This is a genomic window from Psychrilyobacter atlanticus DSM 19335, from assembly GCF_000426625.1.
Classification (GTDB): Bacteria; Fusobacteriota; Fusobacteriia; order Fusobacteriales; family Fusobacteriaceae; genus Psychrilyobacter; species Psychrilyobacter atlanticus.
This window is the reverse complement of the sequence record NZ_KE384547.1, coordinates 1,279,212-1,292,734: the sequence shown is the minus strand read 5'-3', so window position 1 is coordinate 1,292,734 and position 13,523 is coordinate 1,279,212. Positions and strand designations below refer to the sequence as shown.

The 13,523-nt window shown below is 31.6% G+C and carries 13 protein-coding genes; 6 read left to right on the top strand and 7 right to left on the bottom strand.

What is annotated here, in order from left to right:
* Positions 1-9: 9 nt before the first annotated feature.
* From mglC to K337_RS0106540, 3 genes are all read left to right on the top strand, one after another.
* Positions 10-1,011 (top strand): galactose/methyl galactoside ABC transporter permease MglC, encoded by a 1,002-nt coding sequence (gene mglC / locus K337_RS0106555; protein WP_028855909.1) that lies wholly within the window; start codon positions 10-12, stop codon positions 1,009-1,011.
* A 12-nt stretch (positions 1,012-1,023) separates the two neighbouring features.
* Positions 1,024-1,617 carry a hypothetical protein gene (locus K337_RS0106550; protein WP_028855908.1) on the top strand — a complete coding sequence of 198 codons (594 nt, stop codon included), beginning with the start codon at positions 1,024-1,026 and terminating at the stop codon, positions 1,615-1,617.
* Positions 1,618-2,089: 472 nt separating this feature from the next.
* Positions 2,090-2,947 carry a 5'-nucleotidase, lipoprotein e(P4) family gene (locus K337_RS0106540; RefSeq protein ID WP_028855907.1) on the top strand — a complete coding sequence of 286 codons (858 nt, stop codon included), beginning with the start codon at positions 2,090-2,092 and terminating at the stop codon, positions 2,945-2,947.
* Positions 2,948-3,106: 159 nt separating this feature from the next.
* Here K337_RS0106540 and K337_RS0106535 read toward each other — a convergent pair whose 3' ends face one another.
* The 6 genes from K337_RS0106535 to htpX all read right to left on the bottom strand — a co-directional run bounded on the left by K337_RS0106535 (position 3,107) and on the right by htpX (position 9,861).
* A complete protein-coding gene (locus tag K337_RS0106535; protein ID WP_028855906.1) occupies positions 3,107-4,957 on the bottom strand; it encodes a PTS fructose transporter subunit IIABC in 1,851 nt (616 codons plus the stop codon).
* Between the two features lie 43 nt (positions 4,958-5,000).
* The gene (pfkB, locus tag K337_RS0106530) at positions 5,001-5,924 is read right to left on the bottom strand and encodes a 1-phosphofructokinase (protein ID WP_028855905.1); all 924 of its coding nucleotides are present in this window, start codon (positions 5,922-5,924) and stop codon (positions 5,001-5,003) included.
* Positions 5,921-6,661, bottom strand: coding sequence for a DeoR/GlpR family DNA-binding transcription regulator (locus K337_RS0106525; protein ID WP_028855904.1), 741 nt, complete (start codon positions 6,659-6,661; stop codon positions 5,921-5,923). Before K337_RS0106525 ends, pfkB begins: the two co-directional genes overlap by 4 nt.
* A 336-nt stretch (positions 6,662-6,997) precedes the next feature.
* Positions 6,998-7,855 carry a sulfurtransferase gene (locus K337_RS17835; RefSeq protein WP_051251640.1) on the bottom strand — a complete coding sequence of 286 codons (858 nt, stop codon included), beginning with the start codon at positions 7,853-7,855 and terminating at the stop codon, positions 6,998-7,000.
* 137 nt (positions 7,856-7,992) lie between these two features.
* Complete coding sequence (gene rlmF, locus K337_RS0106515) at positions 7,993-8,889, bottom strand: 23S rRNA (adenine(1618)-N(6))-methyltransferase RlmF (RefSeq protein ID WP_028855903.1); 897 nt, start codon at positions 8,887-8,889, stop codon at positions 7,993-7,995.
* 138 nt (positions 8,890-9,027) lie between these two features.
* Positions 9,028-9,861 carry a zinc metalloprotease HtpX gene (htpX, locus tag K337_RS0106510; protein WP_028855902.1) on the bottom strand — a complete coding sequence of 278 codons (834 nt, stop codon included), beginning with the start codon at positions 9,859-9,861 and terminating at the stop codon, positions 9,028-9,030.
* A gap of 191 nt (positions 9,862-10,052) precedes the next feature.
* On the opposite strand from htpX, the gene K337_RS0106505 reads away from it, so the two are divergent.
* On the top strand, positions 10,053-10,520 hold the full coding sequence (locus tag K337_RS0106505; protein ID WP_028855901.1) for an META domain-containing protein: 468 nt from the start codon (positions 10,053-10,055) through the stop codon (positions 10,518-10,520).
* A gap of 237 nt (positions 10,521-10,757) precedes the next feature.
* Here the strand turns inward: K337_RS0106505 and K337_RS0106500 are convergent, their stop codons facing one another.
* On the bottom strand, positions 10,758-11,402 hold the full coding sequence (locus tag K337_RS0106500; protein WP_028855900.1) for a histidine phosphatase family protein: 645 nt from the start codon (positions 11,400-11,402) through the stop codon (positions 10,758-10,760).
* 120 nt (positions 11,403-11,522) lie between these two features.
* Between K337_RS0106500 and mnmL the strand changes: the two genes are divergently transcribed.
* Both mnmL and K337_RS0106490 read left to right on the top strand, forming a co-directional pair.
* Positions 11,523-12,452: a tRNA modification radical SAM protein MnmL/YtqA gene (gene mnmL / locus K337_RS0106495; RefSeq protein WP_028855899.1), complete on the top strand. Its 930-nt coding sequence runs from the start codon at positions 11,523-11,525 to the stop codon at positions 12,450-12,452.
* Positions 12,436-13,413 (top strand): TIM barrel protein, encoded by a 978-nt coding sequence (locus K337_RS0106490; RefSeq protein WP_028855898.1) that lies wholly within the window; start codon positions 12,436-12,438, stop codon positions 13,411-13,413. The genes mnmL and K337_RS0106490 overlap by 17 nt, the downstream gene beginning before the upstream one ends.
* Positions 13,414-13,523: the final 110 nt, after the last annotated feature.

The following is a 13,523-nucleotide window of genomic DNA, read 5'->3' as shown; positions in this document are numbered from 1 at the left end:
GGAGGAAATATGGATAAGAAAAAAATAAAGAATTGGGGAACAGAAAACGCGATATACCTAGTATTGATAGCTTTACTGGTATTTATAGTCATGAAGGAACCGACGTTTTTATCGGTTAGAAATTTAACCAATATACTGACACAGTCATCAGTCAGAGTAATTATTGCTTTAGGAGTTGCCGGTCTTATCGTAACACAGGGAACAGATCTATCAGCAGGGCGTCAAGTTGGAATGGCTGCTCTAATATCAGCATCGCTCCTACAAGCTACTAATGCCACAACTAAGGTATTCCCTAATATAGGAGAGATGCCTTTAATGGTAGTTTTATTATTAGTTATAATAATCGGTGCCATAGTTGGGTTATTAAATGGAATAGTTATAGCAATTTTTCATGTGACACCATTTATAGCAACTTTGGGCTCTATGATCATTGTATATGGTGCTAATTCACTATATTTTGATGTGATAGGAGCATCTCCTGTAGCATCTTTTGATCCTCGATTTTCAAAATTTACCCAAGGGGTCTTTAGGATATCAGGATATAGATTTTCATATTTGATAATCTATGCTACTATTGCGACTATTATTACTTGGGTATTGTGGAATAAAACTAAATTTGGTAAAAATATATTTGCCATAGGGGGGAATCCTGAAGCGGCAGCAGTTTCCGGAGTAAATGTAAGGAATAACCTATTGAAAGTATATATTCTTTCTGGAGTTTTCTATGCTGTAGGTGGATTTTTAGAAGCAGGAAGGATCGGATCGGCTACAAATAATATTGGATTTATGTATGAGTTAGACGCCATCGCTGCCTGTGTCGTTGGTGGAGTTTCATTCAGCGGAGGAGTAGGAAAGATCAGCGGGGTAGTAACGGGAGTTATAATCTTTACTGTTATAAACTATGGATTGACATATATAGGAATCAGCCCATATTGGCAGTATATTATAAAAGGATTGATCATTATAATAGCTGTAGGTTTAGATACAAGAAAATATCTTAAAAAGAAATAGGTGGTTTTTCATATGATTAAATTGATTGGTATGTCAGTACAGGAGATAAGGGAAGCTTTAGAAAATATACAATGTTCAATCTCTGATGAGATTGGAATTGGAAAGGGAAATTTAGGGTTTCTAGAGGAGATGTTAGAACATAAAAGTATAATAGGTTTTGCCTTTAATCTGGGGAGAGAAATTGATTTTTTTAAAAATGATGAATCTCTTGCTGAGACAGGTCAAAAAATATTAAGTGCTAAAAAACACGGAATCGAAAGGGGAATGTATAAAAATTTTGGGACATTTAAAGAGCAAGTAGATAGGATGGAATATGAAAAAGTTGAGGCCAACCCCGTAGAAGAATTAGAGATATTAGGGTTTTGTTATCTGTTAGAGGGCCTAAAATATCACTTTAAAAATGATATCTATATCCTCTTAGAGATTGAAACTAAATTTACTAATTTTACAAAAAAACCAGATGAAGCTGTAAAATTTTTATTGGATCTTCAAGAAAAACATATTTTATTAGATGATGTAGAAAAATATTTTGAGGAAAAGTTATCTCTAGAAGAGAGACAGAACTTAGAAAAGATAATGAAAAAATATGAGAAGATGGAGCTATAATCAATCTATAATTTATTAAAATTAAAAAAAGGCACTTAGAAAAAATTCTAAGTGCCTTTCTATTATTATTTATTTATTTTTAAAGGTAGATATTATATCAATTTGAAAAATACGTAGAAAACTAGGAATATAATTATGAGAAAAAATATGAATTTTAGAAATCCTCCCTTTCTAGCTGCTGAATTACTTCTTATTCTGATTTTTTTCTTTTTTCTCATCTCCTAACCCCCCGGTATTATTTTCTCGTAACTATAGTATATTATAAAATTAATTAAATTTCAAAATTATTTATAGAATCAATCATACACAACTATAAGATTCCCTTAATATATGATTAGTTTTTTATACTTACTCAATAATTTTCAACAGATTCCCTACTTTTCCTTTATTTTTTCATGGATAAACGGCTTTATTGAAATTTATTTTTTCTTATGTTATACTTAATTGAAATTTAAGTTTATAGGAGGCAGTAATGAAAAAGAAAATCTTATTAATTGCAGCATTGTTAACATTAGGAACAGCTTGTACAACAGCGAAACCAAAAGTATCTGAGCCAACTGCAAAAATCAACATGGTATCTAACGAGAATAATGATATAGCCAGATTTGCCAATCAATCGGTATTGGGAACAGTGTGGGTAAGAGATTCAGGAGAATACAGAGCATTGACTCATCAAGCTTATAATTCTGGTAAATCTTATCTAAAAGAAATCGTGAAAGACCCAATAAATAAAGATAAAAAATTGGCTGTAGTGCTAGACTTAGATGAAACGGTATTGGATAATAGTGCATTTGCTGCCTGGCAGGCTGTTAATCACAAACTGTATAGTTCCAAAGACTGGGCAAGATGGGTAAATGCAAAAGAGGCAACAGAAGTACCGGGATCTGTGGACTTTATAAAAACTGCAAAGGAGTTAGGTTTTGAAGTGTTTTATGTTTCAAATAGAAGTGCTGAATTAACAGTGCCCACAATAGAAAATTTAAAAAAGATTGGAGCACCATTTGCAGATGAGGATCATGTGTTAGGAAAAACCACTACATCAAATAAAGCACCAAGATTAAAGAGTATAGAGGATAAAGGATATACAATAGTTCTTTTAGGTGGAGATAATCTGGATGATTTTGACAGTGTGGTTCATCATAAACTGAATATAGACAGAAGAAATCATGTAGAAGATATGAAAGATAACTATGGGACTAAATTTATAGTTTTACCAAATCCGGAATATGGCGGATTTGACAGTGGAATCGTAGAAGGATACTATCAGTTATCAACAGGTGAGAAGGTGGAAACTAGAAAAAAAGTGATAAATCCATGGGATGGGAAATAAGTAAGATGATGTTGCATCCAGGCAGGTACAATCCAGATTTTAATAAGCCTTTATTCATTCAATAAATTTTGCTGATTTAATTTTCTAAATAATAATAAAAAGTGTCGAGAATTTCTCGACACTTTTTTTACTTTCTAAGATGCAACATCACGTTGCTTTTTAGATCTCTTTTTTTAGAGTTCCTATTATACCTGCAGTTGCAAGTGAACCTGTAACTACTGAAAGAAGGTACATCATGGGATGAGTTATGATAGGGATAACAAATAATCCACCGTGAGGAGCAGGTAATTCTGTTCCAAAATACATAGCCATTCCACCAGCAAGAGCAGAACCGATTATACATGCAGGGATAATCTTTAATGGATCTGCTGCAGCAAATGGTATAGCTCCCTCTGTGATAAATGAAGCTCCTAATATAAAGTTAGTTTTACCAGAGTTTCTCTCTTCATCTGTAAATTTCTTTTTAAATAATACTGTAGCTATAGCTATTCCTAGCGGTGGTACCATTCCACCAGCCATAACAGCTGCATGGGGAGCATAGTTTCCAGAGGCGATAGCTGCAATACCAAAGGTAAATGCCGCTTTATTGATAGGCCCACCCATATCTACTGCCATCATACCACCTAGTACTATTCCTAATACAATTAAGTTACTCGTTCCCAGTCCATTAAGGAAAGTTACCATTCCACTGTTTATAGAGGCAATAGGCCCTAATATAATTGTCATTATTCCACCTGTGATAAATAACCCTAATACAGGGAAGATTAATATTGGTTTTAATCCTTCCATAGATTCTGGCATATTAGAAGTTGCTTTCTTTATAAAGTTAACAACGTAACCACCAATGAAACCAGCTAATAATCCACCTAAGAATCCACCACCGTTAGAGTTGGCCATCATACCACCAACCATGGCAGGCATAAATCCAGGTCTATCTGCAATACTCATTCCAATGAAACCGGCTAAGATTGGAACCATTAGTGCAAATGCTCCTCCTCCTCCTATATCCATCAAGAATTTTGCAAATTTATTAAAGTTAGGATCTGTAGGATCAAAAGCTTTTATTCCAAACATAAATGAAACAGCGATTAATATTCCTCCTCCTACAACGAATGGGAGCATATTAGACACACCATTCATTAGATGTTTATAAAATCCGCTTCTTTTAGGAGTGTTGCTACTATTAGATTTTTTATTTTGATCTGCTCTGTATATAGGAGAGTTAGGAGCTTCATTAATCAGTTCTTCCGGTCTCTTAATCCCATCTTTTACAGGAACGATAAGTACAGGTTTCCCGTCAAATCTATTCATCTCTATAGCTTTATCAGCAGCTATAATGATACCTGCTGCACCATCTATCTCTTCATCTGTAAGCTTATTCTTTATCCCTGTAGAACCATTAGTTTCTACCTTGATATTTATTCCTATCTCCACAGCTTTCTTCTTCAATGCATCTGCTGCCATATATGTATGGGCTATTCCTGTAGGACATCCAGTTACTGCTAAGATGCTTCCCTTTGCTGCTTCTACTTCTAAATTTATATTTTCATCCTCTTCTACCTCTTTTTTATTGATTAAAGAGATAATTCCCTTAGGAGTTTTTGCATTTAAAATATCTTCTCTAAAATCATCATCAATTAGAAATGTAGTTAACTTAGATAGTGTTTCTATATGGGTATCGCTTGCATTTTCTGGAGCTGCAATCATAAAGAATAGGTTGCTGGGTTCTCCGTCTAAAGAATCATAGTCTATTCCATCCTTTGAAATTCCTAACACTAAAGATGGATTTATCACATATTTAGATTTTGCATGGGGAATAGCTATCCCCTCCTCTAATCCTGTTGAGCTTTGAGATTCCCTCTTTAAGATATCTTTCATATATCCTTCTAAGTTATTGATATTATTATTTTTATAGTGTAGTTCACATAGTTCAACGATAACTTCACTTTTGTTTATCCCTTTTAAATCCAAAGTAATACTACTTTCGTTTATTAAATCTGTAATTTTCATATTCTTCCCCCTTATGGTATAGATTAATAGTTAAATTTTTCTTTTATGATGTCTCTATAATTTGTTCTATTTTCACCTCCTGCAACAATCTTTCTACTTCTATTTCGGTACATAAATTTTCTGAAAATGCTGATGCACTTCCACATGCAATACCCAATTTAAATGCCTTTAAAATATCCAGGCCCTTATAAACACCGCAGGTAAAGCCGGCTACTAAAGAGTCACCTGCACCTACAGAATTAACTAATTTACCTTTTGGAGCATTGGCTATATATGAAGCTGTAGGAGTGATAAGAAGTGCACCGTCTCCAGCCATAGAAACAATTATATTTTGAGCTCCTAAATTGAGCAATTTTTTTCCATAGTTGATTGTATCCTCTATCGATTCCAGTTTTACACCAAATATATCACCTAATTCGTGATTGTTAGGTTTTATCATATATGGTTTCCCCTTTATTCCCTCTAAGAGGGCCTCACCTTTGGCATCTAATATGACTTTTATCCCGTGAGGTATATCAGTCATAATATCTTTGTATATAGTTGAACTTATAGATTTCGGTACACTGCCAGAGAGAACCAAGGTATCTCCAATTATCAATGATCCTAATTTTTCTTTTAATTTTTTTAATGCATCTGATGATATATCAGGTGAATTTCCGTTTATTTCACTCTCGCTGTTGATATCTTTCATCTTTATATTTATTCTGGTATCACCTGATACTTCTATAAAGTCGTGATTTATGTTTTTTTTATCCAGAGATTTTTTTATAAAATCCCCTGTAAATCCCCCTGTAAATCCTAGTGTTGTATTAGGAGTCTGTAAGTTAGTCAGCACCTGGCTCACATTTATACCTTTCCCTCCTGGTAATTTATATTCTGATTTTGTCAGGTTTATATCTCCAGGAACAAAATTTTCAACGTTTATTATATAGTCTATAGATGGGTTTAATGTTAGTGTATAGATCATTTTATGACCTCCTCAATTGTTTTTATGTTATGATATCTTTCATCTATAATGGTATCTGTAATTATCCTTACTTCCTCTAGGTTTCCAAATTTTGAGAATGAAATTTTATTAAATTTAGTATGATCTGCTAAAATATATGAAACTTTAGAATTTTGAATAACCCTTTCTTTTATCAGGGCCTCATCTGGATCTGGAGTTGTCAGCCCAGCTTTTATATCTATAGAATTTGAACCTATAAATGATATATCATAGTTATAGCTTTCAATGGTCTTCAATGCATCTTTTCCAATCAATGCACCTGTTTTATGTTTTAATGCTCCACCTGTAAAATAACTTTTTATCTTGTATTTAGACAGTTCCTTTATATGGTGGATACCGTTAGTTACTACGGTAACATCTTTTGACCTCATATGTTTTATAAGGTATTCTGTAGTTGTCCCGGCATCTAAAAATACACAGTCATTTTTCTTTATATAGGTAGAGGCAAGGAAGGCTATATCCTCTTTAGCTTCATTGTTTTGACTGATTTTGGAATCTAAATCTTCCTCATAGGAGATATTTGATATACGGGCTCCTCCATGAACTCTGTTCAAAACTCCATTTTCTTCCATTCTTGCTAAATCTCTTCTAATTGTTGATTCAGACGTTTTTAACTTTTCTGTTAATTCTTTTAATGTCACTGTTTTTTTGATTTCTAATATTGACTTTATTATCTCTTCTCGTTTTATTTGTATCATTTCACATCACCTACATTCATTATATTATACTTCTAAATAAATTTCAATCATTTTCTTTCAAAAAACTTCAAAAACATCCAAACAAAGGATGAAATACTCAAAAAAAATAAAATAAAATAACAGAAAAAATGTTTTTACTCCACCTATATTATATAGGGAATAAATGTAACTGAAGTCAATAAAAACAAGGAATTTTAAAAAAAAATAAAGCTAATAAAATAACACCATGTCAAAAGAAATCAAACTATTGGAAATATAAAAAAAGATGCTTATTTCATAGGAAATAAGCATCTTTTAATAATATTTAACTTTCTGGTTGCAACGTCATATTGCTTTTTATTTTTCTAATTTTAATGTCTTTAAAGCTGCCCATCTATAAAATGAAGCATCATAATTTCTTGCATCATAACCTAATTTTTCTAAAACAACCTGCATATGAGCAGATCTTATTCCTGCAGTACAATAAGTTACTATCTTAGCAGTATTTTCAATTCCATTTGATTCTAGTATTTTTTTTATCTCTTTAGTATTTTTTAGAGCCCCATTTTTTTCTAAGAAAGAATTAAATGGAATGTTAATAGCTCCTTCTATATGCCCACCTCTAGCTTCTCCAAACTTAGTAGCTCCCAAATATTCATCTTCTTCTCTGGTATCTATTATAACTAAATCGTTAAATTCTTTGATCAATTGATCGGTAGTTATAACTCTACTATTATCTAATTTAACTATAGAATTAGTGACCTCAGGGTATTTTGTCTTAGAAAAGGTAGTCTTTCTACCCTCATTTTTCCATTTTTCTATCCCACCATCTAATATATGAAGGTTTTTAAATCCTGCCATTTGCAGAGTCCAATATATACGACCATCTTCTCCCCAAGCACCATGTGTTTTACTATAAATTACAATTTCATCTGTAGACTTTATCCCTAATTCATTTAACCTTTTTGATAAATCGTTAAATTCTAATACTGTTCCCCATTTTTCAGATCCAAACTCAGCATCCATATCCGATAGAGATTTCCAGCTTACTTCAATAGATCCTGGAATATGCCCTAACTTATAAGCTTTTCCTCTAGCATCTATAATCTTGATATTATTCTTATTTTGAGACAACCATTCTGTAGATACAAAACTCTCACAAAAAGATAACACCCCCATTAAAAGAAATATCCCTAGTATTAATTTTTTTCTCATTTTTTAAATCCCCCTATATTTTTTTATCTACCACTTCTATAGTTTATAACATTTATTTTTTAATTATACAAGAAAAAAAGCAATGTTACATTGTAAAAAAAAAGAGCTTCTTAGAGCTCTTTAGAAAAAGAATAAAGTTATTTTTTTTCCGAGTTAAAAGTCCAAGCTATAATTCTAGTTATTTTATTCCCATGAACCATCTCTATAATTTTAATATCTAATGCTCCTAATTTCTTTAAAATCTTTTGCATAGGTTTTACATTTTCCCCTTTAGATACAAGGGAAGTAAAGTATCCCACCTTATTTGAAAATAAAAGACTTTCTCTAGCCATTTTTTTTAAGAATAAAATTTCTCCACCTTTGCACCAAAGTTCTGCTTTTTGGCCACCAAAGTTTAATTTTTCACTTAGATTAGAAGATCTAGTTTTATTTAAATTATCTCTTTTTTGTTTGTTAGCAGATAATGCATCTTTTAAAGAAGCGTGAAATGGCGGATTACACATAGTCATATCCATATATTCCTCATCTATAATCCCTTTAAAGAAATTATTTTTATCAGCTTGAAGTTTAATAACTATACTGTCTTCTAAATGATTTTTTTTGATTATTTCCTTTGCATTTTCCACTGAAACGGGATCAATATCCGAACCTATAAATTTCCAACCATAAGCTTTATTTCCAATAATAGGATAAATACAGTTTGCACCGGTTCCAATATCTAAAACTTTAATATCTTTTTTAGATTTTGGTAATAGATCTGATATATGGTGGATATAGTCCGCTCTTCCTGGAATAGGGGGGCATAAAAATCCCTTTGGAATGTCCCAATTTTCAATACCATAATAAAATTTCAGTAAAGCTCTATTTAATTCAAGAACTGCATTTTCATCTCCAAAATCAATTGTATTATCACCACTAGGGTTACTTTTTATATATTTTTCTAATCCTTTAGAATTTTCTATAAGGGATTCAAAATCATATCTTCCTGAATGCGGATTTCGTAAATGAAATCCTTTTTGTTTTTTATTTTTCAATTTATTTCTCCTATATAATCATTGATTTTATCAGTTTAAATTGTAACATGATTACAATAAATTAGCAATGTAGTAGCTTAACTCCAGCATAATAAAAGAACGTCACAGGGTGACGTTCTTTTATATAATCTTATCTATCTATCTCTGTCTAGCCTGTTCCTCTAATTTTTCAATCCTATCTTTTGTAGCTGGATGGGTACTGAATAATTTTGCCATATTTTGTCCCTTTAATGGATTTACTATAAACATATGTGCTGTTGCCGGCTTAGCATCCATAGGTGTTCTAGTACTCCACATCTCTAATTTTTTCAGAGCGTTAGCTAGATAGAGTGGATTCCCTGCTAATTTTCCACCATAACGATCAGCTTTATATTCACGGGTACGTGAAATTGCCATTTGAACTAACATTGCTGCCATTGGTGCAAAGATAGCTATTCCAATAAGAGCTATAGGATTTTTATCTTCATCATCTCTTCCACCAAATATAGCAGCCCATCTTGCCATAGTAGCCAGATATGCAATGGCTCCAGCAAAAGATGCAGCAATAGTTCCAATTAATATGTCCTTATTATGTACATGTCCCAATTCATGAGCTAAAACACCCTTTAGTTCGTTTCTATCTAAAATTTCTGTAATTCCACGAGTAACTGCCACTGCTGCATGTTTTGGATTTCTTCCTGTTGCAAATGCATTTGGCTGAGATTGGTTAATCATATATACTTTTGGCATAGGAAGGTCAGCTCTTTCTGCTAGTTCCCTTACTATAGAATATACTTCAGAATTTTTTTCTACCTCTTGTGCTCTATACATCCTTAAAACTATTTTATCACTGTTCCAATAACTTATCATATTCATACCAAAAGAAAATATTAGAGCGAACATGGCACCATTGCGTCCCCCGATGGCTCCTCCTATAAATAATAATATCAATGTCATAGTGATCATCAATAAAAATGTTTTAACTGCGTTCATAAACTTCTCCTCCTGTCTAACTCAATAATGGTTTACAGCATATTATAACCTAAACTGGTGAAATAGTAAAACTTTAAGATATAACTAGGAATTTTTTCTTATTTATGGTATATATATGTATGCACTTTATTTTATTAAAAAAAATTAATTTTAAAATGAATGAGTGTTATCAAATGGGAGGTATATATATTATGAAAAAATTATTATTAATATTAGCATTATCAGGATTTATCATCTCGTGTTCTGCTAATAAGCCGATGGAAACAAGGTCCGATTCAGTAACTATAGAAGTCGTTCAAAAAGAATTTACAGGAACTACTTGGAAGTTATCTAAGTATGTTTCGGATGAAAAATTAAAAGATGTAACACCTACTTCAAAAGCTGATTTGAAATTTGAAGATGGAAAGTTTAATGGTGATGCAAGTGTAAATAGATATTTCGGTAGCTATACATTAAATAACAATGAACTTACTATGGGTAGAATTGGATCAACTATGATGATGGGACCTGAAGATGCTATGCAACAGGAATATGCATTTACTGCACTTCTAGAAAAAGTTACATCTTATGAGATCGTAGGTGAAGAATTAAAACTTTTAAGTGATGGAGAAGTTATATTGGTTTTAACTGCTGTAGAAGAAACTGAAGAAAATAAATAAAATTAACTAAAAAAAGAATCATCTCTATTGAGGTGATTCTTTTTTAATCTAGGAAATTAAACTCGCAAGGGGCACCACCAAAATACTACTCGCAGAGAGCATCACCAAGATTTCTAAAGATTATTACATAATCTAAGAATCTTGAGGTATTAGTTTATTTATAAACTAAGGATTTTGAGATGAAATTTATAAAAATCTAGATTGTACATATCTGGATGCAACGTCACGTTACTTTTTTTATTTTTCTTTCAATTCATCCAATATTTTTTCTTCCCCTTCTAAGTGGGCAATATCACCTAAAGATACTATAGAAAATCCAAAATCATTATAAACTAATTTGGTTATACTAGTATTAGAGATCATAAATTTTCTGTGTGTTTCATAGGGAATACATAGTAAAGCTCTGATCAATGGGCTGATAACTCCACCATGTGTAACTATAACTATCTTTTGATCTTTATGGTTTTCAATAATATCCACAAGACTCTCCATGGTTCTTTTAGTAACCTGATTATAAGATTCTCCATTTGGGATCATATAATTTTTACTATCATTTCTATAGTACTTATATTGAGTAGGAAAAAATTTCTTAATCTTTGGCCAGCTAGCACCTTGAAATACTCCCCAATGTCTTTCTCTGACTCCAGAAATTTCAACTATCTCTTTATCTACATATTGATTTATTATGTTTGCTGTATCGACAGCTCTCTTTAAATCACTGGTATAGATTATATCGGGATTTATTTTTTTCATCCTTTGGGATAAAAGATTAGATTGGTGGATACCGTTGTCTGTTAAAGGACTATCTAATTGTCCTTGTATTAATTTTTTAGTGTTCCAAATAGTTTCCCCGTGTCTAATTAAGAAAATTTCTGTGTTCATCTTTGTCACCTCGTAAATTTTATCTGCTTACAATTTTACCACATTTTGTAGAATAAAGACAGGTCTAAGTAAATACATGGTATAATGACAGAATAAACAAATAGGAGCTGATAGGATACGATGAGATGGGGAGAAAAAAGATATAATTCATTAAATTATTTTTTAAGAGAAAAATTTGGAGAGAAAGTATATAAAGTTTCTTTGGACGGAGGATTTACTTGTCCCAATAGAGATGGAACATTGAGTAAGAAAGGATGCATATTTTGTAGTGATAATGGAAGCGGAGAATTTGCAGGCTCTAGAAAAAAAAGTATAACAGATCAGATCGAGGAACAACTGGAATTGATAAGCAAAAAATTCCCCCATGGAAATGTTATTGCTTATTTTCAAAATTTTACAAACACATATGGAAATTTAGAATATTTAAGAAAAATATATGAGGAAGCACTTTCTCATCCTAGGGTAGTCGGACTAGCTATAGCTACCAGACCAGATTGTATAGATGATGGGATCTTAGATCTTTTAGAAGAGTTAAATAATAAAACATTTTTATGGGTAGAGTTGGGCTTACAGACTACCGATGAAAAGACAGCTATAGATATAAATCGTGGTTGGAAATTAGAAGTGTTTAAAAATATGATGGAAAAATTAAACAATAGAAATATAAAGGTTGTTGCTCATATTATTTTAGGTCTTCCAAATGAGAATCATAAAACAATGTTAGATTCTATAAGATATATCGTCAAGAAAAAAGTGTGGGGAGTAAAATTTCATCTTTTACATATAATTAAAAATACAAATTTAGAAAAATTATATATAGATACAAAATTTCATATTTTAGCTAAGGAGGAGTATATAGATCTCATAGGAAAAGCTATTGAAATTTTAGATACAGATATGGTTATTCACAGGCTGACTGGAGACGGAAGTCGAGAAACTCTTATTGAACCTAAGTGGAGTTTGGATAAAAGAAATGTTTTGAATTCCATAGAAAAACATCTCAAGGAAAACAATATATCACAAGGAGATAAGTATGAAAAAATTACTTAGTTTTATAGCGTCTGACAGCTACCTGGAGCAAATAGGAGATGGATGGAATGAATTGGATAAAATTTTACAAGAATACCAATTAGACGGCATCGAAACTATGACAGGAGGATTTTATAACCCTGAAAACATAGAGACTGTAAAACCCATTGGACATCATCTGCTATATTTCCCATCATGGCTTCATATGTGGCTGGAAGATAAAGAAGAACTGATAAAGGAATTCGAAAGTTTAGAAAAAGCTGTAGAAGTTTATGGGGGATGGGGACGTCAAAGACTAATTGATTTTTATAAAAACGAATTTTTGGACTCTATTAAAATGGGAGCGGAATACATGGTTTTTCATGTAGCCCACGTTGGATTGGACGAAATATTTGGCGATAATTTTAAATATGGAAATAAAGAAGTTTTAAGTTATACAGTAGAACTTCTCAACGAAGCTTTTAAAGGTGTGAAGGATGGACCTATATTACTTTTAGAAAATTTATGGTGGCCAGGAATGGATCTCTTAGACGAGATAGAAACAAAAGAATTTTTAGATCAGATAAACTATTCTAACAAGGGGATCATGTTGGATATATCCCATCTGACACTGACAGATAAAAATATAAAAAATTTTGAAACAGTTGAAAAATATATAGGAAAGATTATTTTAAATTCTCCAATTTTAAAAAAACATATTCGTGGAATCCATCTAAATGCCACTTTCCCATTTTTATATAGAAAAAATAAATTAGAGACAAATCAAAAAAAAATAACTGTAACTAAAAATAGAATGGACAGGTATGGGATAATAATAGATCATATCACCAATTTAGATTCTCACGAAATATATAACGACAACTCAATAAACAGAATTTTAGAAAAACTAGACATTGAATATTTAGTCTATGAATTCAAATGGAAAGACAAAAATCAGTTGCTGGAAAATTTGAAAAACCAAAATAAAGTCCTATTAATTTAATTATGGATTTATTTAGATGAAACAAAATATAAGGAACTAAAACGACACCCTTTATATTTATATATAAATGGTGTCGTTTTAGTTTTATTGACAACATTACAAATTCATTG